General features: G+C 48.6%; 17 protein-coding genes. 9 read left to right on the plus strand and 8 right to left on the minus strand.

What is annotated here, in order from left to right:
• Positions 1 to 294: 294 nt before the first annotated feature.
• The 4 genes from EIH22_RS07370 to gatC form a co-directional block, all read right to left on the minus strand.
• On the minus strand, positions 295 to 1698 hold the full coding sequence (locus EIH22_RS07370) for an NAD-dependent malic enzyme (protein WP_124055437.1): 1404 nt from the start codon (positions 1696 to 1698) through the stop codon (positions 295 to 297).
• A 170-nt stretch (positions 1699 to 1868) separates the two neighbouring features.
• Positions 1869 to 3362 carry an Asp-tRNA(Asn)/Glu-tRNA(Gln) amidotransferase subunit GatB gene (gene gatB, locus EIH22_RS07375; protein ID WP_124055438.1) on the minus strand — a complete coding sequence of 498 codons (1494 nt, stop codon included), beginning with the start codon at positions 3360 to 3362 and terminating at the stop codon, positions 1869 to 1871.
• On the minus strand, positions 3362 to 4867 hold the full coding sequence (gene gatA / locus EIH22_RS07380; protein WP_124055181.1) for an Asp-tRNA(Asn)/Glu-tRNA(Gln) amidotransferase subunit GatA: 1506 nt from the start codon (positions 4865 to 4867) through the stop codon (positions 3362 to 3364). The genes gatB and gatA overlap by 1 nt, the downstream gene beginning before the upstream one ends.
• Positions 4868 to 5164 carry an Asp-tRNA(Asn)/Glu-tRNA(Gln) amidotransferase subunit GatC gene (gene gatC / locus EIH22_RS07385; RefSeq protein WP_124055182.1) on the minus strand — a complete coding sequence of 99 codons (297 nt, stop codon included), beginning with the start codon at positions 5162 to 5164 and terminating at the stop codon, positions 4868 to 4870.
• A gap of 167 nt (positions 5165 to 5331) precedes the next feature.
• On the opposite strand from gatC, the gene EIH22_RS07390 reads away from it, so the two are divergent.
• Entirely contained in the window at positions 5332 to 6594 is a 1263-nt protein-coding gene (locus EIH22_RS07390; RefSeq protein ID WP_235001824.1) for a phospholipase D-like domain-containing protein, read from the plus strand.
• An 11-nt stretch (positions 6595 to 6605) separates the two neighbouring features.
• Here the strand turns inward: EIH22_RS07390 and EIH22_RS07395 are convergent, their stop codons facing one another.
• Positions 6606 to 9176, minus strand: coding sequence for an NAD-dependent DNA ligase LigA (locus EIH22_RS07395; RefSeq protein ID WP_124055184.1), 2571 nt, complete (start codon positions 9174 to 9176; stop codon positions 6606 to 6608).
• 109 nt (positions 9177 to 9285) lie between these two features.
• On the opposite strand from EIH22_RS07395, the gene EIH22_RS07400 reads away from it, so the two are divergent.
• From EIH22_RS07400 to EIH22_RS07420, 5 genes are all read left to right on the plus strand, one after another.
• A complete protein-coding gene (locus tag EIH22_RS07400; protein ID WP_124055185.1) occupies positions 9286 to 10497 on the plus strand; it encodes a sensor histidine kinase in 1212 nt (403 codons plus the stop codon).
• Positions 10484 to 11185 (plus strand): response regulator, encoded by a 702-nt coding sequence (locus tag EIH22_RS07405; RefSeq protein WP_124055186.1) that lies wholly within the window; start codon positions 10484 to 10486, stop codon positions 11183 to 11185. Before EIH22_RS07400 ends, EIH22_RS07405 begins: the two co-directional genes overlap by 14 nt.
• An 11-nt stretch (positions 11186 to 11196) precedes the next feature.
• A complete protein-coding gene (locus tag EIH22_RS07410) occupies positions 11197 to 11940 on the plus strand; it encodes an ABC transporter ATP-binding protein (protein ID WP_160149048.1) in 744 nt (247 codons plus the stop codon).
• 140 nt (positions 11941 to 12080) lie between these two features.
• Positions 12081 to 14525, plus strand: a complete 2445-nt coding sequence (locus EIH22_RS07415; protein WP_160149049.1) for an ABC transporter permease — start codon at positions 12081 to 12083, stop codon at positions 14523 to 14525.
• 142 nt (positions 14526 to 14667) lie between these two features.
• On the plus strand, positions 14668 to 14916 hold the full coding sequence (locus tag EIH22_RS07420; RefSeq protein WP_124055189.1) for a WhiB family transcriptional regulator: 249 nt from the start codon (positions 14668 to 14670) through the stop codon (positions 14914 to 14916).
• Between the two features lie 113 nt (positions 14917 to 15029).
• On the opposite strand, the gene EIH22_RS07425 is transcribed toward EIH22_RS07420, so the two are convergent.
• Entirely contained in the window at positions 15030 to 16457 is a 1428-nt protein-coding gene (locus EIH22_RS07425) for a sensor histidine kinase (RefSeq protein WP_124055190.1), read from the minus strand.
• A 37-nt stretch (positions 16458 to 16494) separates the two neighbouring features.
• Between EIH22_RS07425 and EIH22_RS07430 the strand changes: the two genes are divergently transcribed.
• Genes EIH22_RS07430 through EIH22_RS07440 form a run of 3 tightly spaced genes read left to right on the plus strand, consistent with a single transcriptional unit; the run spans position 16495 to position 18454 of the window.
• Entirely contained in the window at positions 16495 to 17022 is a 528-nt protein-coding gene (locus EIH22_RS07430; RefSeq protein WP_124055191.1) for a DUF2505 domain-containing protein, read from the plus strand.
• Positions 17023 to 17036: 14 nt separating this feature from the next.
• On the plus strand, positions 17037 to 17846 hold the full coding sequence (locus tag EIH22_RS07435) for a thymidylate synthase (RefSeq protein WP_124055192.1): 810 nt from the start codon (positions 17037 to 17039) through the stop codon (positions 17844 to 17846).
• 23 nt (positions 17847 to 17869) lie between these two features.
• Positions 17870 to 18454 (plus strand): dihydrofolate reductase, encoded by a 585-nt coding sequence (locus EIH22_RS07440; RefSeq protein WP_124055193.1) that lies wholly within the window; start codon positions 17870 to 17872, stop codon positions 18452 to 18454.
• A gap of 43 nt (positions 18455 to 18497) precedes the next feature.
• Here the strand turns inward: EIH22_RS07440 and EIH22_RS07445 are convergent, their stop codons facing one another.
• Positions 18498 to 19955: an FAD-dependent oxidoreductase gene (locus EIH22_RS07445; RefSeq protein ID WP_124055194.1), complete on the minus strand. Its 1458-nt coding sequence runs from the start codon at positions 19953 to 19955 to the stop codon at positions 18498 to 18500.
• 142 nt (positions 19956 to 20097) lie between these two features.
• Positions 20098 to 21543 (minus strand): aspartate ammonia-lyase, encoded by a 1446-nt coding sequence (gene aspA, locus EIH22_RS07450; protein WP_124055195.1) that lies wholly within the window; start codon positions 21541 to 21543, stop codon positions 20098 to 20100.
• Between the last annotated feature and the right edge of the window lie 5 nt (positions 21544 to 21548).

Raw genomic sequence — 21548 nt, forward strand, 5'->3', positions numbered from 1 at the left:
TTAGAGATCCGCACCACGTCCAAGAAAAATTCTTTTCAGTTTCTTTCTCGTTCGCTTGGCGACAGGAAAATACTTTAGGTGGAAATGCAGGTCAGCGTCAAATCCGAGCGCCGTGTCCCTACTCACAAAGTAGAATTTCAGCTTAATTTCGCGGTTTTCTAGGCTTGCCAAAAATAAGAAAGAGGGTGGAGTGGAAAAAATTCCACTCCACCCTCTTCGATTAAGTTCCGCCAACATCTTAAGATCGTGTGCTAAGCCATACTCAAATTCCAGAGTTTCTGTAGTCGAAGTTATTTACTTCGTATCCTGATTTGAATTACGTTCAAATTCCATACGAATAGCTTCGGCAACTCGCTTAGAGATATCAGGGTGGAAAACACCTGGGATTATGAAGCTCGGGTTGAGCTCTTTTTCTTCAACCACCTCTGCCAATGCTCGCGCAGTTACCGAAAGCATCTCATCGGTGATTTCTTTGGCTCTGATATCGAGCAGCCCACGGAAAAGTCCAGGGAACACCAAAACGTTGTTGATCTGGTTCGGGAAGTCAGATCGACCAGTTGCAACGATAGTCGCATACTCTCCTGCCGCTACCGGATCAACTTCTGGGGTTGGATTAGCCATTGCAAAAACGATCGCATCCTTTGCCATGGTTGCAATGTCGGCACCAGTCAAGATATTTCCAGAAGAAACTCCGATCAGTACATCGGCGCCTTTAAGAACATCCTTGAGCGAACCTTCAACATTTCGTGGGTTCGTGTTCTCAGCCAACCATTGACGGTCCGGATCCGCCTCTTGACGGAAGCGACCCAAAGACCCTGCACGACCACAACCGATTACATCCTTAGCCCCCTCACGAAGTAGCAAGCGAATGATCGCGTTTCCCGCAGCTCCCACGCCTGAAACTACAATCTTTACATCCTCTATCTTTTTATTAACGACCTTCAAAGCGTTAATTAAAGCAGCTAAAGTGACTGCAGCTGTACCATGTTGATCGTCATGGAATACCGGAATATCGAGTTCTTGACGCAACCGTCGTTCAATCTCAAAGCAACGAGGCGCCGAAATATCTTCAAGGTTAATTCCACCGAATCCAGGCGCAATTGCCTTAACGATCGAAATAATCTCCTCGGTGTCTTTTGTATCGAGACAAATTGGCCATGCATCGACATTGGCGAAGTTCTTAAATAGTGCCGCCTTGCCCTCCATGACAGGCATGGCTGCTTCCGGACCAATGTCTCCAAGACCAAGCACTGCAGTTCCATCAGAGACCACAGCAACCGTGTTTCGCTTGATGGTAAGACGACGAGCTTCAGCTTTATCATCAGCGATAACTTCACAAACGCGCGCCACACCAGGGGTATAAATTCGCGATAGATCCTGACGCGTCTTTAAAGGACGCTTTAGTGCAATTTCAATTTTTCCACCGAGATGCGCCTGGATTGTTGCATCGTGGATACCGTGGACCACAACGTCGTCGAGATCTTCAAACGCTTCCCTGATCTCGATTGCATGTTCGTAATCTGTACAGTTCATGGTGATATCGACCAAGATTCTATCGTCATCAGAACGCACAACATCAATACCGAAAACCATCGCGCCACAATCGGCTACAACTTTAACTAATTTAGGGATTGAGTGCGGATCCGTGGGAATTTCGCAACGCATTGTTGCAGTGTAGGTCGGAATCGCCAAACTCATAATAAACATACTCCTCGTATAAACAAATACGGCTCAAAGCCATTAACACAAGTTTAAGAATGGCACAAAAGTCCTAATGAGTGTTACAGGTAATCAGGATACAAACAGGGATGGGTGACGTAACCTCTAACGTCACCCATCCCTGAGCACACATCACATGATTGTGCAAATCAGCCCTGAGCTCGCTCCATAATGATTTCACGTACACGAGCAGCGTCTGCCTTACCACCGGTAGCACGCATGACTGCGCCGACGATCGCTCCAGCTGCCTGAACCTTTCCATTGCGGATCTTCTCAACCACATCGGGGTTCGCGGCCAAAGCTTCGTCCACGGCTGCCATCAATGCACCATCGTCGGAAACAACTTCCAGTCCGCGTGCCTTTACAACATCAACTGGGCTTCCTTCACCCGCCAAAACGCCTTCGAGAGCCTGACGAGCTAGCTTATCAGTGAGTTTTCCGCTCTCAACCAATTGGTCAAGCTCAGCAACATCAGCGGCAGTGACTGGAACAGAATCGAGTTCTACGTCGTTGTCCTTTGCGTATCGAGCCAATTCGCCCATCCACCATTTACGTGCTCCCGCAGGAGTTGCCCCGGCTTCAACCGAATCGGAAATTAAATCCAACACGCCAAGATTCACCATGTCACGCATCTCGAGATCCGAAACTGACCATTCTGCCATCAGACGACGGCGCTTAGCTGCCGGAAGTTCAGGCAAGGATTCCCGAATTTCTTCAACCCAAGCACGGCTAGGCTTCAACGGAACCAAATCCGGCTCTGGGAAATAACGATAGTCATCGGCGTCGGACTTAACGCGACCAGACAGCGTGGTTGAGTCAGCTTCTTGCCAGTGGCGCGTCTCTTGAAGAACCAAACCGCCCTCGCTCAAGACTGCTGCTTGGCGGCGCATTTCGTACTGAACCGCACGTTCGATTGCGCGGAAAGAGTTTACGTTCTTGGTTTCTGTACGCGTGCCAAGCGGAGATTCCGGAGTCTTACGCAAGGATACATTGATGTCCGCACGAACGTTTCCGCGCTCCATGCGAGCCTCTGAAACGCCAATTGCACGAGCAATATCACGAATAGTCTGCACATACTTAGCCGCAACCTCTGGAGCGCGTTCGCCGCATCCTTCAATCGGACGGGTAACGATTTCAACCAACGGAACACCAGCACGGTTGTAATCAACCAGGGAGTGACTAGCACCATGAATACGACCCTCGCCTCCAACGTGGGTGTTCTTACCGGCGTCTTCCTCTACGTGAGCACGTTCGATATTGACGCGGAACACCTCTCCATCGTCAAGCTCCACATCGAGGTATCCGTCAAACGCAAGCGGCTCGTCAGACTGTGAAGTCTGGAAGTTCTTGCAAAGATCGGGATAGAAGTAGTTTTTGCGAGCAAAACGGCAGGATTCAGCAATATTACAGTTGAGAGCCAAACCCAAGCGGATCGCGTACTCAATCGCTTTCTTATTTACAACGGGAAGCGCACCTGGCATGCCTAGTGAGACCGGCGTCGTATAGGTATTTGGCTCGCCACCGAATGCGTTCGGAGCAGCGTCAAACATCTTCGTTGCCGTTCCCAATTCAACGTGCACTTCGATGCCAAGAACTGGGTCGAAGTTGTCAACAACGTCTTGGTAGTCCATCAATTCATCCATCACAGAGCCTCCTCCAGTGCTTCAACGGGACACTTCGCGGCTTCCTCCACCGCAATTTCCTCGATAATCGAGGCAAATGAATACATCCGCGCATCTTCATGAGCCGGAGCAATCACCTGCACACCAACTGGGAGTCCTTCAGAAAGACCTGCTGGGATAGACATCGCCGGAACTCCGGCCAAGTTAGCTGGAATCGTAGCAATATCGTTGACGTACATCGCCATCGGATCATTGGATTTTTCACCAAAGCGGAAAGCGACGGTTGGAGACGTTGGGGAAATGAGAACATCACACTGCGAAAATGCTACTTCAAGATCCCGTTGCACAAGCGTGCGGACCTTCTGAGCCGAACCATAGTAGGCATCAAAGTAACCAGCCGAAAGTGCGTGCGTGCCCAAAATGATGCGGCGTTTAACTTCAGTTCCAAACTTTTCGCCACGAGTTGCACACATCATGGTTTCAGCGGTAACTGGGCCTTCCTTTGGTTCTACGCGGTTACCGTAACGAACGCCGTCGAAACGCGCCAAGTTCGAGGATGCCTCGGCTGGCATGATCAAGTAATAAGCACCCAATGCAAATTCGAAGGACGGGCACGAAATCTCAACCAACTCTGCTCCGCGCTGACGAAGTTCATCAACCATTGCATTGAATACATTGAGAACGCCTTCGGAGTAGCCCTCTCCACGCATTTGGTCAACGAGACCAATACGAAGGCCAGCAAGATCCTTCTTACCTGAAAACTTTTGTGCTTCATCTAGCAGGTCAATATCAGAATCCGGCAACGAGGTTGAATCGTGTGGATCGTAGCCGTCTATGATATCTTGCAAAGCTGCTGCGTCTGCAACAGTGCGAGTAACAGGACCGATCTGGTCTAAGGACGATGCCATTGCAACCAATCCATAACGCGAAACTGCACCATAAGTAGGCTTAGCGCCAACAGTTCCCGTCACAGCACCAGGCTGACGAATCGATCCGCCCGTATCCGAACCAAGGGCCCAAGGAGCAAGATACGCAGAAACGGCTGCAGCCGAACCACCACCAGAACCACCTGGAATTCGTTCGGTATCCCAAGGGTTGAGAGTCGGACCAAATGCCGAGTGCTCCGTGGAGGAGCCCATCGCGAATTCGTCCATGTTGGTGTGTCCAAGAATTGGGAGTCGCGCTTCCTTGAGCTTGACGACGACAGTCGAGTCGTAAGGGGGTTTCCAGCCAGCAAGCATCTGCGAACCACAGGTAGTTGGAATACCACGCTGGCACATATTGTCCTTTACCGCGATTGGAACACCTGCGAACATTGGGAGTTCTTTACCGGTTGCACGATCTTCGTCAACGGCCTTCGCCTGCGCAAGTGCACCTTCGTGATCAACGTACAAGAAAGCGTTGAGCTTCGGATTCAAACGGTCAATATTATCGAGGCATGCTTGGGTGAGTTCCACGGAAGAAATTTCACCGGCTCGAAGCATCTGTGCCAGTTCAAGGGCAGATTTTTTCAGAATCTCTTTCATTTATTCCTCCCCCAAAATCTGTGGAACAGCAAACTTGCCATCCTCGTGTGCAGGTGCCATCGCAAGCACTTCGTCGAGCTCCACACCAGGGCCAACGACGTCTTCACGCCACACATTGGAGAGCGGAATCGGATGCGAAGTTGCTGGAACATCAGCCGATGCTACTTCTGAAACTTTTGCAACGGCGTCGGAAATCACGGCTAGTTCTTCCGTAAACTGAGTGATTTCCTCATCCGTCAAGGTAATACGCGCGAGGTCCGCTACGCGGGCGACCTCTTCTTTGGAAAATGACGACATATCTTTATTCTATGGTTCTTGACCACATTGCGCGAACCCGCATCATATTTCGTCACAGTCATTTTCACGAATAACCGCCCCTAGGTGCTAATTAGATTCCTAGATCTGTTAAGAAATGCGTTCATAGTGCATCAACTAGGCATCCGATATCGGTTATGCTGATAGCCATGAAGCGGATGAACAGGCAGCAAAAAGAAACGGTGAAACGAGCCGTAAAGTGGTGCGTTGGAGGGTTGGTGAGCGCGCAAGCTGCCACGATTGGTATAGTGTCGGCGATCGATGCCCATCGCAAACGCCGTGACCCACAAAGTGGAACATTTCCCTACCTAGATCCCCTCAAAAATTCATTCCGTGAACACGAAGTAACTGTTTACACATTTGGCGATCAGCTTTATTCCGCGCAGCTCGAGGCTATTCGCTCTGCTGAACACCATGTTTATTTCGAAAACTTCATTATGAAGGACGATCACATCGGCAATGTCTTCAAAAACGAACTCATTGAAGCAGCTAAACGAGGTGTTTCCGTCTACATCATCCTCGACACCTGGGGAAACCTTAACCAACCACCAAGTTTCAGGCGCTACCCACCTCATCCCAATCTCCATGTAATTAGATTCCCGCTAATCCGGCCAGGAATCATTACCGGTCAAGCCCGAAAGAAAGGTCGCGACCATCGAAAAATTATTTGTGTGGACTCGAAGATCGGCTTCGTAGGTGGATACAACGTCGGCGATCTCTATGCACACCATTGGCGCGACACTCACATTCGGATTCGCGGCCCCCAGGTCTGGGAGTTAGAAAACGCATTCGTCGATATGTGGAACCTCTATCGATACAAGAAGATCCATCCCGAGCTACTAGATGTGGGTGCTGGTGTTTGGGCACCTCATCTGCGTGCGGTAACCAACACTCCCGCCTTCAATTCTTACCCAGTGCGTGCTCTCTACCTCGAAGCTATCGATCGCGCTTCTAAAAATATCTGGATCACCATGGGGTATTTCATCCCAGATCAAGGACTTAAACACGCATTGATCCAAGCCGCGAAACGTGGGGTTGATGTAAGGATTCTTATTCCTGAGTTCTCCAATCATATCGTCGCGGATTGGGTGGGACGGCCGCACTACTCCGAGTTACTTCAAAACGGAATTCGAATTTTCCGCTATCGCCAAGCGATGGTTCATGCCAAAACCATGACGGTAGATGGAATTTGGTCGACCGTGGGAACGACAAATATTGACAGGCTCTCCATGGCGGGAAACTTCGAGATCAACATGGAAATCTTCTCCTCCGAGATGGCAGATTCGATGGAGCAGATCTTCCGACTCGATCTAACAAATGCTAACGAATTACTTCTAGAACAGTGGGAACGGCGAGGAAAACTCTCTAAACTCGGAGAAAAGCTCCTCGGACCTCTCGGCCCACTTCTTTAACCTCTTGGCGCTTAAGCCGAAGGTAACTTCCCAGTTCGAATTAGCTCCTCGAATTCCTCTTCGCTAAGAATAGGTACACCTAGTTGCTGAGCTTTCGTTGCTTTCGATCCAGCGTTTTCGCCGACGACGACGGCAGAAGTTTTCTTCGAAACCGAATTTGCCGCTTTTCCGCCGTGCTCAACAATCGCATCGTTCACAGACTCTCGGGTAAATCGCTGCAAAGTTCCAGTAGCAACGATCGTTAGCCCTTCAAGAGTTTGGGGCAGCTTCTCTTTTTCTTCCTGGACGTCGTTTGTGAAAGAAACACCGGCAGCTTTCCACCGCTCAACAATTTCTTGATGCCAATCGATCTTGAACCAATCTAAAAAGGACTGTCCGATTACTGCACCAACGCCGTCGACCTGGGAAATCTGGTCCGAATCAGCCTCAACGATTGAATCAAGGGAACCAAAAGTTTGGGCCAATGCCTTCGAGGCAACTGGACCAACGTGGCGAATATTTAGAGCTACTAGCTTTCGCCACAAATCCTTAGATTTGGCAGCCTCGATTTCCTCCAAGGCCTTAACCGTCGTCTTAGAAGGTTCGGACACGAAATAGGTACGTCCATCTGGGAATTCTACACTTGGTGCCTCCACTTTTCGTCGAGGCTTCGTCCATGCTGCTCGAACGTACTTATAGTCACCCGTCAATTCGCCTTTTGTGCGCACCGGTTGCCATTGCCAAACATCTTTTACATCTTCAGCTGTGAGGTCAAAAAGTCCAGCCTCCGACTCCAACACAGGTATTTGCGCTGGCGGGAAATGAAGCTCAGTCAAGACTTCCTCGGAAATTGTGTGCTCAGGGTCAAGGATCGCACCGTCGTCGTCAATAATTCCAAGCTCTTTACGCTGGTCAAAGCTAAGGCAAACCGGCTTCTTCGCTCCTCCAAAGTCTCGGAAATCAACTGTGTGACCGGTCGCGAGCGCGATTAGCGCATCTGCACGTAGCCGGTCCGGGTCAGCCAGCCATCGCGCAGATTCTTCGCCTAAGGCTTCAATATCAAGCGAGCCGCGCGAAGCAATATGCACAATTCGTTGGGTGAGCTGGGCTGGGCATGAACGAGTATTTTGGCACCGTAAATCGGCATCCCCGTCCTTCGAAGCGCGAACCGGCGCTCCGCAAGCTGGGCAGGTAGTTGGCATAACAAACTCGCGCTCCGAACCGTCACGAGCGCTCTTAATCGGACCAACCACTTCGGGAATGATATCTCCAGCTTTACGAATTATCACCAAATCCCCGATCAAAACGCCCTTGTGTTTGACCTCCGTCGGATTATGAAGAGTTGCTTGCGAAACCGTTGATCCAGCAACTTCCACCGGTTCCATAACGGCGAAAGGAGTAACTCGACCAGTTCGTCCCACTTGGACACGAATATCTAGGAGTCGGGTTTGCACCTCAGTCGGTGGAAATTTAAAGGCAACTGCCCACCGTGGCACTCGAGTGGTGAATCCAAGTCTTTCTTGTTCTTTGCGATTTTCAAGTTTGATTACGACGCCGTCGAACTCATGAGCCAAGGAATCACGTGCGGATTCGTAGCGGTCAAGAAAAGCTTCAATTCCCTCTAGCGAAGAGACGATCTTTGTTTGTTCGGAAATAGGTAGCCCCCAGCTTTGGAAGGCATCGTAAACTCCTTCTTGGGTTTCCACCTTTTGAGCCAGTATAGGTGATGCGCCCTCTAATGCCCCGATACCGTGAGCGATAAACGATAGCGCTCTGATCGCAAAACCCGAATTATCATCTTGACGAAGCGAGCCAGCTGCCGCATTTCGGGGGTTGACAAAAGTCTTAAGTTTTTGTTCCCTGCGTTTGAGGGGAATCAAAGGCTCTTGATCGTCGGTAGCTTTATTGCTGTTGCTCAATCGGATTCTAGAATTCGCTTTGCGGATCTGTGAATTTACAGCTGAAATCTGCTCGTTACGCTCTTCGATCAGTTCATTTCGCTGGTCAACCAACTCATTAAACTCAAGGAATTCCTTGATTGGGAAGAACACCTCACCACGCACTTCAACCAGCTCTGGAACATCTTCTCCCTCTAATCTAGCGGGAATAGCGGAAATAGCGAGGGCATTTCGAGTCACATCTTCACCTTCAACGCCGTCGCCTCGCGTTGCAGCACTGTCTAAAACACCGTTTCGGTACGTAAGATTCAGAGCAAGTCCGTCGATTTTCACTTCGGCTGTAAACCTTGAGCCCACCGGTAAATCAGCTTGCAACGTGGTGTACCAGGTGCGAAGTTCTTCTCGCGAGAAGACATCTTGAAGCGAGTACATACGCTTTCGATGCACCAAGGTCGGCACGCTCTCGCGAGCAATCTTCGAACCAACTTTCATCGTTGGCGAATCAGCGCTCCACAGCTGCGGGAATTGATCTTCTATCGTACGAAGTTCATGGATGAGCTCATCGTATTGAGCATCCACCATAATTGGTTCATCCGATGAATGGTAGGCAATCTGAGCTTTACTAAGAAGCTCAGCCAGCTCATTCCAACGGTGTTGAGCTGAATCGAAAGAAAGTCCCTGAGTCACGTAGATATTGTTTCGCATCCACCTCGCCCACGCCACTTTTCGCACACAATAGGGTAGGCATCGCAGCCAGATAAAGAAATATGCATCTCATTCGATGAAATTGTGGCAGGGGAAGTATTCTTAATACATGGCAGTCCGGCAGTTGCTGAATTCGATACGCAAGATCACTCCCGCTGACGCAATCATTGCGCTTAGTGTCGCTGCTCTTTTCGCATATTCATTGCTATTCATCGAGTCTCAAATTTCCTTGATCGAAAACGAAATCATCAGCCTCTTTGCCATTGCCATCATCGTTTGCGTAGCAACAGTTTTTCGACGTACGCATGCCCATATCAGTGCTGGAATCGTCTACTTCGGATTTCTTTCACGCTATCTTCTTTTGCCTGCTCTAATTCTGCCCTTTGACCTCGTTATACTGTTTTCTCTCTACGCGGTCACGGTATACGGCGAAAAAGCAGCTCGAATCGTAGCACTAATTGGCGCACTCTTTTTCGGTTTCCTTCTTACTTTCCCGGTGATCCCAACCAATCAGATCCTCGAATCGATTCTCGACTTCGTCCTCATCGAATCAATCGTCATCGCCACTTTTTCGGTTGCGATGCTTCGCTATATACAGCTCCAGCGCTACCAAGAACTTCTTGAACGAAATGAGCAGGTACTGCGTGATAGCGAACGCGATTCTGAAATAGCCGTGATCGAAGAACGTACCCGAATCGCTCGTGAAATGCACGATATCGTGGCACATACGCTTTCCGTCGTCATCGCCCAGGCCGATGGCGGTCGCTATGCGGCTAAATCAAATCCTGAAGTCGCTCAACGCGCGCTTGAAACAATTTCTGAAATGTCACGTGCCGCACTCGGAGATATTCGTTCGATTATCGGTGTCCTCAGGGACCCCAATGAAAGCCACTCCCCTCTGAAGCCCCAACCTGTAGACGACGATTTAGATCAGCTCGTCCAAAAGGTTAGAGACTCGGGCGTAAACATTTCTTACCTTCGACTCGGAACAGCGTTCCCGCTTCCAGTTGGACTCGGCAACGCTCTGTACCGAATCTGCCAAGAAGCATTGACTAATTCCCTAAAGCACGCCGGTCCACATGCACAGATCACGGTTATTTTAAAATGGTCTTCAGTTGCCATTACATTAGAAATTTTGGACGATGGACGTGGTGCTGCTACACCTGACGACGGAAAAGGTCACGGAGTCATTGGTATGAGAGAACGCGCCGCGCTATTCGGCGGAACGGTTGAAGCTGGTCCACGTCCAGAAGGTGGATTCCGCGTACGCACTCTTATCCCAGTGAACTCATCGAGAGGAATGTCAAATGACGGAAATTAACACCCCTGAAAAAATCAGAGTCGCTCTGGTTGACGATCAAAACCTAGTTCGTTCTGGATTCTCGATGGTTATTGATTCCCAACCTGATATGCAGGTAGTTCTTGAAGCGAATGACGGCGAACAAGCCCTAGAACGAATCGCTTTGGTACCAGCGGACGTTATCCTTATGGACGTACGTATGCCAAATATGAACGGTTTGGACGCAACTGAGCACATCGTAGACACCGCTTTCCCACACGGTGTCGAACCTAAAATCATCATCCTCACGACGTTTGACGTGGACGAATATGTAATGCGAGCAATCGAAGTGGGAGCCTCTGGATTCTTGCTCAAAGACGCACCACCTGACGAAATGCTTTCGGCAATCCGTACCGTTTACCGTGGCGATGCCGTTATTGCGCCGTCGTCGACGAAACGTCTCGTTGCACATCTAGCGACCGAAGCATCATACACCAAGGCGATCACCCCAGAACTACTCGATGTCCTTTCTGAACGGGAAAAAGAAGTGCTCTACTACGCAGCTCGTGGATTGAGCAATACAGAAATTGCTGATGTCCTTTTCCTCGCCGAGGCAACTGTCAAGACCCACGTAGGTCGTATTTTTTCAAAGCTCGGCGCTCGTGACCGCGTACAAGCAGTAGTGATCGCCTACCAAGCAGGACTCGTTAAGCCGGGTGAAATTGACTGAGGATGCAAACCATGGAAGAAATCCCGATTGCCGGAAGACTGACTGACGTAACTAAATCTATTTTAGTTGCGGGTGTTCCTACGCGTGTCCTTGACACCGTCACTTTCGACCTTCCTTCACGGAAAATGACTGCTCTCCTTGGGCCATCTGGTGCCGGAAAATCCACGATTGTGTCGTTACTTGCGGGGATGGATCATGTTGATTCTGGATTCATTCAGTTAGCTGGGGAAAATTTGACTCAGCTAAACGCCACAGAGATCACTGAACTTCGTCGCAAACGCATCGGAATGATTTTTGAATCAGATAATTTGATTCCGTCACTGACGATTGAACAAAACCTTCGGCTCCCTGAAACTTTCACGAAGGAAATTATTGATGAATCAAACTTTAAAAAAATTACCCATGATTTCGGGCTGGTGGACGTCCTACAGTGCTTCCCACATAACGTGGGATTGGATATTCAACAAAAAGTAGCAATCGCACGTGCCTTGCTCTTCAAAACCATGATTCTCCTGTGTGATGATCCTGTACGAGGAATGGCACGCAATGCAGCACGCGAGATTTTGTCACTTTTGCGAGTATGCGTCCGAGAATTCGGAACGAGCGTTCTTATCACTACGGAGGATCCATCTGCAGCAGCTTTCGCCGATCGCGTCTATCTCCTTTCAGACGGATACGTGAAGGGACGCATTGACTCTCCATCACTTTCTTCGGTTCTGCTCGCAATGAATTCTTTCGGATACGGCGAAGAATAATGCTTGGTTACGTATTTCGAACGTTGTCGTTTAACTGGAAAACGCACCTTCTACCGGCTTGTGCGTTGATAGTTGCGTCGATTTTTATTTTACTCGAAGTTCTTCTCAGTCCCTTTCTAAGCGAAACCCTGCAACACTCAGTGGATAAAACGGTAGGTCACGTTTCCTTCGCAATTTCTGATCCAAATCAAACCGCAAAAGACCTCGAAGCTAAGCTCAAAGAAATACCAGAAGTTGAGAGTGTTTATTTCTCTACCGACATTTCCACTCTTGCTATTTCCGGTCCCAATGCAATTACCGCAAACGTCAATTACGCGCCTCCTTTGCGCTGGTCTGATCTAGATATCGATTCAGGTAATCTCCCTAAAGACGACCAGCACGCGATAATCTCAGCTTCCACCGCCGAGGCACTCAATTTATCAATCGGTGATTCTTTTTCGCTTTCCATCGAAGATGCCCAGAATGTAGCACTCCATAAGCTCGTGGTATCGGGAATCTATTCTCGAAGTCCGTTTTCAACACCTTCAAACCGCTTCGAAATTCTTGTGAATTCGATTGACGATGTTCTCAGCACCAAGACGAGAACTCAACATATGGCTGAAAATAACTACCTCTACGTCATTGCAAAGCCTCACTCCTCACGCGCAGCGCTCGGGCAGAAGATTGCTGAAATCACCGACGGTAATATCCAAAACACTGACGAAATTCGCAAACAGGTAGTCATTGATCAAACGCATTCGATTGAGTATTACCAAAGCATTTTAAGTTGGCTCTTGATAGTACCGATGCTACTCTCGGGCTTTGTTATTGCTGTATCAACTCATACGCTGGTAAAGAACCGGTGCCGAACTATCGCACAGCTTCGCTTGCTTGGAGCATCACAGTTTCATATCTTCGTGATCAACGCCGCGGAAATTTTGGTGGTAGCCATCATTAGCACGGTACTTGGCCACGCGATTGGACGTGCCATCGTTCAATCGCTCGTGGAGCTCATGAAATCTGGATACGGTGGGGCGTATATCCCTCAAACTTTCACTGTTACCCCAAGCGACTATATTTGCGCCGCTCTTGGCTCAATTGGCATCGCCCTTATCGCCTCACTCCCAAGCGTGATCGCGTATTCCTTCGTTTCAGAAACCTATATCTACGCCAAACCAAAGCACCAAAAACCAAAGCGTCTAACCCTCTTGGCGATCAGCATAGTCCTCTTAGTCCTTGGGACGGCAGCTTTATTTTTCACGATCATCGTTCCAGAAGACTTCCTCTACATCGCACTTACCGGAAATGAAACACAATCTTTGCGTCTTATGGCTATGGTAGGACTCTTCCTCCTAGCAGCATTTGTCTCTTTTGTGGTCCTGCGCTTCATTGTTTCTGGGATTACCCGCAAGATTCGTTTTAGAAAATCCATGACTAGCTTACGCTTGGCATCCACCCAGCATTACGCCGATATGGCCTCACGCATCGGAACTCTTATGGTTATTGGTACCGCGGCTTGCCTCATGGGTCTCACCACAATGAGTTCTATTAAGACGACGGCCTATCAAGAATCTGGGGAACGTTACGTTCCGTATGATGCCTCAGCTCGTATTCTCGATCCATCCCATATTTCTTCTGGCTCAGTGGGAATCGATACCCAATCAATTGTTGGTCTATTAGATAATTCCAATATTGATCGAGTTTTGCCACTTCCAACAATGGTTGCAAACCTCGACTATGAGGGTGCACCGAGCTTGGAAAATCTCTACATCTACAGCATGGATACCGAAGCAGCTAAACGCTATTTCGGTTCAGATGCACGCTTCCTCAAGAAGCTTGAACCTGGAACGATTGTTATTCCGCGCGATCTTATGGGCAGTCCTACCTCTGATCTTCCAGATCAAGTTACATTAACTCGCCAGATCTTTAATGGGGATAATCTGAGTTCAACTCCGATAGGCTCACCAGTTACATTTAAAGCGCGCTATGCGCCTATACCGTGGACGATTATTACCCCTAGCGACTTTTCACGTTTTGCGTCAACAAGTCAGATAGCTGAGGTATGGATCAGATTCTCGAGTCAAGGCCTCCAGCACCGTGATTTAGCGTATCAAGCTACTATCGACATCATAAAGAAGCATTCACAAGTTCCACCTAACCTCACCTTAGCAACGAAACTTCCGAGCGAGAGTGATCGCAATACACCAGCGTCTATTCTTACACTCGGTTTACTTACGATCAGCTTGATTCTTTGTATCATTGCTGTTTGTAACTCACTATTCCTCTCCCAGCAGGCACGGCGTTCAGAGTTCAGAACCCTCTCTGGTTTGGGTATTTCTCCGCATCTACTTTCAACTAGCCTGGTTGTTTCTGCAATTGGTAGAACAACGTTGGCGGTGATCGTCGGTGCTCTCGCGGGAGTTGCGAGCGGAATCTATCTTGCACAGTCCTATATTGGTGCGATCACATGGAATCAGATTTTCTCCATTCCGTGGATTTCAATCGCTATTTTGGTGCTCGTTTCCACCCTTCTAGCAGGCACTTGGACCCGCATCCAAACCCTTTTCCCAACTTTTTCGCACCAATCGAACCGTCAAGGGCAATAAATCTGCCGAGGATCACAGTTTTTACCCTTTACTCTGTGAGTGAAAACTGCAAAAGTTAAGTATTACAACGATTACACGACTAAGTAACGTGCACTTTTCGAGATAGTCTCGGCACTGCCCGCACGTTTCAAGGAGACATTACATGGATTGGCGTCACGAAGCTGCGTGCCTTAATGAAGATCCGGAACTCTTTTTCCCGATCGGAAGTTCAGGTCCAGCCATGGCTCAGGTAGAACAGGCAAAACGAGTGTGCAGAACATGCTCGGTTCTAGACACATGCCTTAAGTGGGCTATTGAGACCAATCAAGATGCAGGTGTTTGGGGTGGAATGTCCGAAGATGAACGCCGCACGCTCCGTCGTCGTACGGCACGTACTCGTCGCGCAAGCTGAGCTTTCACATAAATCATTAAAGTGTGGTGGTTGCCCGAACTGGTCAACCACCACACTTTTCTTTTCAGATTACTGCAGGAATGTTTCAGCTTATCCTTGCTTGTAGTACGTATTCACTTACGAAGGTGAAGCTCCAGGCTCACTAAGGTGCCTCCATCGACGTGGTTAGACCACTCAATCGTTCCGTTCAGCTCACCTCGCACCAAAGTTTTAACGATTTGGGTTCCTAATCCTCCACCCGGACCATTTTCCGAAATACCAGAACCATTATCACGTACCTGCACGAATAGTCTTTCTTCGAAGCGTTCTGCATTCACTTCAACTTTGCCACCTTGAGCAAGACCATGTTCAATTGCATTGGAGATAACCTCGTTCAGAACCACAGCAAGAGACGTTGCTTGCTCAGCCCGTACTTTCCCAAATGACCCCGTTACTGCAATGTCTACCGCAGACTCTGTCACGGCGATATCGCGTACCATTTTCAAAAGTGATCCAAAAACGGAATCGAACTCCACAACTTCATCGATGGTCTGAGAAAGTCCTTCGTGTACTAATGCAATCATGGAGACACGACGTTGCGCCTGCTCAAGTGCAACTCTAGTTTCATCGTTTACAGCGCGGCGTGCTTGCAATCTAAGCAGCGCAGATACAGTCTGAAGATTATTCTTCACACGATGATTAATCTCGCGAATCGTTGCGTCCTTCGTCAACAATTCGCGTTCTTGACGCCGTAACTCAGTAATTTCACGCGTCATCAGCAAGGCTCCGGCCCGCTCGCCGTCGCGAGTAAGCGGAATGGCACGGAGGGACACAATAACTCCATGAGCATCGATTTCTGCTACCCACGCAGCCTTGCCTAATAAGACGACGGGAAGGGATTCGTCAGGGATCGAGAAATCATCAAAAATTTCGGTAACTGTCTCGGCCAATACATTTCCAACCAGTGGTTCATCCACACCCAACCGGCGGAAATGAGAAACGGAATTTGGACTCGCGTACAGGACTTCACCGTCGTCGTCGAGCTGAATAACACCATCTGAAACACGCGGGGTACCGTGGCGATACCCAGCCGGCATCCCCTCTAGTGGGAAATCCCCCGAGGCAATCATATTAAATAAATCATGGGCAATTTCTTCATAGTTCTGGTGCGCCTGTGAAGGAACACGATCTTGCAACAGAGCAGTAATCACGCGCACCACACCAATCACATGCCCATCAAAACAAACCGGAATAAACGTATTCGACACACTTGAGTCTTCGGTGGTCACAATTTCGCCCAAGTTAAAAACTGCGAACACTATCTCGGAGCTGTCTGCATCAACTTTCTCTCCGATGATATCCGTCTCAATCAGGGTTGCCGCCGTCGCAGGACGAGCATGCGCTGCCGTAATAAATTCATCGTCGGTTGGAATATAAAGCAACAAGTCCGCAAAGGAAATATCTGCAATGGTCTGCCAGTCTCCTACGAGCTGATGGAACCATTTTCTTTCATCTTCGGTGAAGCGCTCAGAGCGCTCAAGAATTTTCGTCAAAGTTGGCACAGTTCCACAATAAGCCGATTTCGTGTTCAATGGTTATATGAAGTTTTCAGTTGATACAAAAATCAATGCCAGTTTTGCCCAAATTCTCCAAATCTTGCCTTCCGAAGAGCTCGCGCAAGCTCGTGCTAAGGCCCTTGGTCTTAGCGATTACACTTTTAGCACAGATCCCGGCAACCGGATCAACGAGGGCGTTGATACCAACACATCATCCGTAAGCTCAGAGCTTACAGTTTCAGTTCAATCCACGATGTTTCCTGCCCAGATGAGATCGCTCCTACCTCGCGGGATTAATGCAAAGATCAAGGCAAATCAAGTTCCATCAGCGCAGAGTGCTACAATCCATTTCGATATAACGATTTTAGGTGCTCCAGTTAAGGTCAATTCCGTTGCAAAGGTTTTACCCGAAAGTGAAAATACCGTCATGACATACGTCGGCGATATCAAAGTCAGCGTGCCATTTTTAGGTGGTGGAATTGAAAAGAAGGTTGTTGAACAGATTCCGCACATCTTAGGTAAAGATGCGGTGATCATTGAGAGCGTAGCAAAGCAGTTCGGCAATCGGTGAACTAGACTGTAACTATGGCAGTTGTGAACAGACAGTACGAAGATTTGCTCTCCGATGTGCTCGCAAACGGAACGGTGAAAGGTGACCGCACTGGTACCGGCACTATTTCCGTTTTTGGGCGTCAGCTCCGATACGACCTCGCGAACGAAGGTTTCCCTCGGATCACCACTAAATTTGTGGCAATGAAGGCAGTCAAGGGTGAGCTACTTTGGTTCTTGCGTGGCGATACCAACGTACGGTGGCTCCAAGAAAATGGCATCACTATCTGGGATGAGTGGGCGGACGACGCCGGGGAGCTCGGTCCTGTGTACGGCTATCAGTGGCGCTCATGGCCAACCCCAAATGGTGAGCATATCGATCAAATTCAGCAGGTAATCGACACAATCAAGAACAATCCTGATTCACGGCGCATGATTGTTTCTGCATGGAATGTGGCTGATCTTGAGGATATGGCACTTATGCCTTGCCACGCATTTTTCCAGTTCTACGTAGCTAACGGAAAACTCTCATGCCAGCTCTACCAGCGATCAGCAGATCTTTTCCTCGGAGTGCCATTCAACATCGCTTCGTATTCACTTCTGACTCACATGATTGCCCAGCAGTGTGATCTTGAGGTAGGAGATTTCGTTTGGACTGGTGGTGACTGCCATATCTACTCAAACCACATCGAACAGGTAAAAGAGCAAATTTCACGTGAGCCTTATCCGTTCCCAACCCTCGAGCTCCGCAAAGCCAATTCAATTTTTGGCTATCAGATGGCTGATATCGCGGCATCAGAGGGATACCAGCACCACCCAGCCATCAAAGCACCAGTTGCTGTTTGAGATTTAGAATTTAGGCGGATTTAATGCTTGGAATGATTTGGGCTCAGGGGCACAACCTTGCAATTGGAAAAGATGGCACCTTGGCGTGGCATATTCCAGAGGATCTCGCCATGTTCAAGCGAGTCACTTCTGGTAGCCCGGTGATCATGGGGCGCCGCACATGGGAATCACTTAGCCCGAAGTATCGTCCACTCCCAAATAGAAGAAACATTGTGTTGACGTCTAACGCGGTTTACGATGCACCCGGAGCCGAGGTGTTTACCGATCTAGAGACAATGATCGAAACCCTCAACGTCCACGATCCCGATAACAACGTGTGGGTGATTGGCGGAGCTCAACTCTATAAATCGTTGCTTGATCAAGCCGATGCGTTGGTGATTACAGACGTTGATCTAGATGTTCCAGATGCCGACGCTTTTGCCCCTCGGTTAACTGATGAATGGGTGCCAGTACAAACCGAGCCCGATCGTGGTTGGTTGAAATCCAAGACGGGAATTAATTATCGTTTTTCGGCTCTCCACCGCAAAGTTTCCTTTTCCGACGACGATCGTGCACGTAGTGCTCGAGCTTTCGCCCAAACCAAGGATCCGCTACATCTTTATTCGTGAGCAGCGATTAACTACTCCGCTCCCATCCAGAACCTATTCTGATTTACTTTTCAAGCAATTGCAGCTCTCCGAGGACCTCGTTTAACGCTTCGGTTGATGACGGATGCGTCCAAATACCATCACGCAGTTCAGATACTGGAATTTTTGCTCGCATTGCTAGCGCAACGAGGTTGATCACCTCTTGAGAATCAACATGGAAAAGCCGAGCACCCAGAATCATATCAGTGTTAGCATCAACAACAATAGAGATTAAACCGCGAGGGTCGCCCACTGTTTTTGGACGCGGCATCGCCTTAATTGACGCCACCTTTTTGGTTACAACTTTGATTGAATAACCAGCCTTTTGGGCATCTTTTGCCGTCAACCCAACCGACGATAGCGGCGGAGTAAGGAACGTTGTCACAGGAACAGCCACACGATCCAAACGAGAACGTTGCACACAATTGTTACTAGATCTGTTACTAGAGCCATCTTGACGGAACAGAATACGATCCTTGACGATTCGGAAATCGTCAAGAGAAATATACGTATGTTGTGGTCCCCCATTAACATCACCTAATGCAAATACGCCTGGGACCGAAGTTTCAAGGTAATCGTTAACTACGACTGCTCCACGTTCGTCCACATCAATGCCCACTTCATCAAGAGCAAGACCAGACGTAGCCGGGCGTCGACCAACGGCAAGTAATACGGCGTCAGCATTAACAGTGACGTTCCCATCACGAGTATCTGCACGGACGATAGCTTCGCGAACAGATTTAACGCGCGCTCCAGTTACGAACGTGATGCCAGTCTGTTCGAGAACATTTCGAACTTCCTGAGCAACCTCCGGATCTTCAGATTCTAGGATTTCTTCACCCATGTGGAACACTGTCACCTTGGAGCCAAAATTCGCGAACATTGAGGCAAATTCCAAGCCGATAAATCCTCCGCCTACAACCACTAAATGATCCGGAAGGTCAGTCATATGTTGAATAGTTGTGGATGTAAAAATCTTGGAGCCGTTTGCTACATTTTCTTCGCCTTCAGGGAGTGCAATATTGGCTTTACCTTGGAGAATCTCATCGGGAATACCATCAATTGGAGGAACAACCGGAACAGCGCCAGTATTGATCACCACTGACTCACCCGAAACCTTCACGGCCCCTTCTGCAGTCTCAATTTCAATTATTTTGGGAGTGATGAACCTGGCACGTCCATTAAAGACCGTGGCTCCTGGAATCTCTGCGAACATCGAGTAGTTGACTGAATTAAGCTTAGAAATCAAAGCATCGCGCACTTTTACAGCATCATGGAAATGTCCCTGCTTATCAGTTACCTGAATCTCTGCTTGATGAACGAGCGTCTTTGTTGGAACACAACCAATATTGATACAGGTGCCGCCATACATCATTGAAGATTGCTCTACAATCGCGACCTTTTTGCCTTGCTTTTGAAGATTAATAGCGAGGGTTTTTCCGCCCTTGCCCCAGCCAATAACAACTACATCGAATTCTTCCATACTTTGAAAATATGCTTGGGTGTCCACACATGCATAGTGTTTTCACAATAAGCTTAGACGGGCACCCAAGCAGAGCTAGTCGCGAATCTTTCGATTTGATTCCATAAGTTCACTGTACAAAAGCAGTATTGATTAAGTACCGCTATTCAAGAATCTCTTTTTCTGGCTCATCGAGAAATACTTCACCGATATATTTTGGATGCATCAGGTTCTCAACAGAGAGTGCCTCATCTAGTTCTTCTTCAGTTATCAACCCTCGTTCGAGGACGACCTCGCGAACAGACTTTCCGGTGCGCGCGCATTCCTTGCCGATTAAGTCACCCTCGTGATGACCAATAATATCGTTCAGGTATGTGACGATTCCTATCGAATTCATAACGAAATGCAAGCAGACGTCTTCGTTAACTGTAATTCCGTCCACGCAGTGTTCACGCAATGTAATACAAGCATTCTTTAGAAGAGTAATCGATTCGAAAATTGATTGTCCGATTACAGGTTCCATTACGTTGAGCTGCAATTGCCCAGCTTCGGAAGCCATCGTAACCGTCATATCGTTGCCGATCACTTTAAAGCACACTTGGTTGACGACTTCAGGGATCACTGGATTGACCTTCGCCGGCATAATGGAGGATCCAGCTTGCATCTCGGGAAGATTAATTTCATTGAGACCGGCTCGAGGACCCGATGAAAGCAAACGAAGATCGTTACAGATCATCGAGAGCTTCGAAGCAAAACGCTTCAAAGCACCCGAAAGTGACACATATGCACCGGTGTCGGAAGTCGCTTCCACGAGGTTTGGAGCTGGTTTAACTGCCAGTCCCGTAACCTCGGCGAGTCGCCTAACCACAATTTCTTGGAAACCCGCCGGCGTATTAAGTCGAGTTCCAATCGCAGTGGCACCGAGGTTAATTTCCAAAAGTAATTCGACTTCATGTACTAGGTGCTTAACTTCTTCTTCCATCAAAACTCGGAACGCGTCAAATTCCTGACCAACAGTCATAGGGACAGCGTCTTGAAGCTGGGTGCGTCCCATTTTCAAAACACGTTCGTTCTTCTCTGCTAAAACTCCAAAAGATCCAGCAAGATTTTCCACTTCCTTGACCATATCAATCACCATTCGATAAACAGCGATTCGGAATCCAGTTGGGTAGGCATCGTTCGTAGATTGCGACTTATTAACGTGGTCATTTGGATTGATTACCGAATAGGTACCCTTGTCCAAGCCCATTGTCTCAAGAGCAAGGTTAGCTATAACCTCGTTCGTGTTCATGTTGACAGACGTTCCTGCTCCCCCTTGGAATACGTCCACTGGGAACTGGTCCATGCAGCGACCTTCGTCCAAAACCAGATCACAGGCCCGCACAATCGCCTTCGATACATCGGCTGAGAGCACTCGAGCATCTCGGTTCGCCAATGCCTCGGCTTTCTTGACCTGCACCATTCCGCGGATAAATTCAGGAACACTATTAATCGTATTATTGGAAATCTTGAAGTTTTCGATTGCCCGAAGAGTATGGACTCCATAGTAGGCATCGTTTGGTAATTCACGAGCTCCGAGTAGATCTTCCTCGATTCGTGTAGCAGCCATTTTAT

This window comes from Arcanobacterium ihumii, assembly GCF_900604515.1.
Lineage (GTDB): Bacteria > Actinomycetota > Actinomycetes > Actinomycetales > Actinomycetaceae > Arcanobacterium_A > Arcanobacterium_A ihumii.

Excerpts from the sequence above, each read along its gene's own strand:
- EIH22_RS07370 (WP_124055437.1), bottom strand. The coding sequence starts at position 1,698 with ATGAGTTTGGCGATTCCGACCTACACTGCAACAATGCGTTGCGAAATT.
- gatB (WP_124055438.1), bottom strand. The coding sequence starts at position 3,362 with ATGGATGAATTGATGGACTACCAAGACGTTGTTGACAACTTCGACCCA.
- gatA (WP_124055181.1), bottom strand. The coding sequence starts at position 4,867 with ATGAAAGAGATTCTGAAAAAATCTGCCCTTGAACTGGCACAGATGCTT.
- gatC (WP_124055182.1), bottom strand. The coding sequence starts at position 5,164 with ATGTCGTCATTTTCCAAAGAAGAGGTCGCCCGCGTAGCGGACCTCGCG.
- EIH22_RS07390 (WP_235001824.1), top strand. The coding sequence starts at position 5,332 with ATGAAGCGGATGAACAGGCAGCAAAAAGAAACGGTGAAACGAGCCGTA.
- EIH22_RS07395 (WP_124055184.1), bottom strand. The coding sequence starts at position 9,176 with ATGCGAAACAATATCTACGTGACTCAGGGACTTTCTTTCGATTCAGCT.
- EIH22_RS07400 (WP_124055185.1), top strand. The coding sequence starts at position 9,286 with ATGGCAGTCCGGCAGTTGCTGAATTCGATACGCAAGATCACTCCCGCT.
- EIH22_RS07405 (WP_124055186.1), top strand. The coding sequence starts at position 10,484 with ATGACGGAAATTAACACCCCTGAAAAAATCAGAGTCGCTCTGGTTGAC.
- EIH22_RS07410 (WP_160149048.1), top strand. The coding sequence starts at position 11,197 with ATGGAAGAAATCCCGATTGCCGGAAGACTGACTGACGTAACTAAATCT.
- EIH22_RS07420 (WP_124055189.1), top strand. The coding sequence starts at position 14,668 with ATGGATTGGCGTCACGAAGCTGCGTGCCTTAATGAAGATCCGGAACTC.
- EIH22_RS07430 (WP_124055191.1), top strand. The coding sequence starts at position 16,495 with ATGAAGTTTTCAGTTGATACAAAAATCAATGCCAGTTTTGCCCAAATT.
- EIH22_RS07435 (WP_124055192.1), top strand. The coding sequence starts at position 17,037 with ATGGCAGTTGTGAACAGACAGTACGAAGATTTGCTCTCCGATGTGCTC.
- EIH22_RS07440 (WP_124055193.1), top strand. The coding sequence starts at position 17,870 with ATGCTTGGAATGATTTGGGCTCAGGGGCACAACCTTGCAATTGGAAAA.
- EIH22_RS07445 (WP_124055194.1), bottom strand. The coding sequence starts at position 19,955 with ATGGAAGAATTCGATGTAGTTGTTATTGGCTGGGGCAAGGGCGGAAAA.
- aspA (WP_124055195.1), bottom strand. The coding sequence starts at position 21,543 with ATGGCTGCTACACGAATCGAGGAAGATCTACTCGGAGCTCGTGAATTA.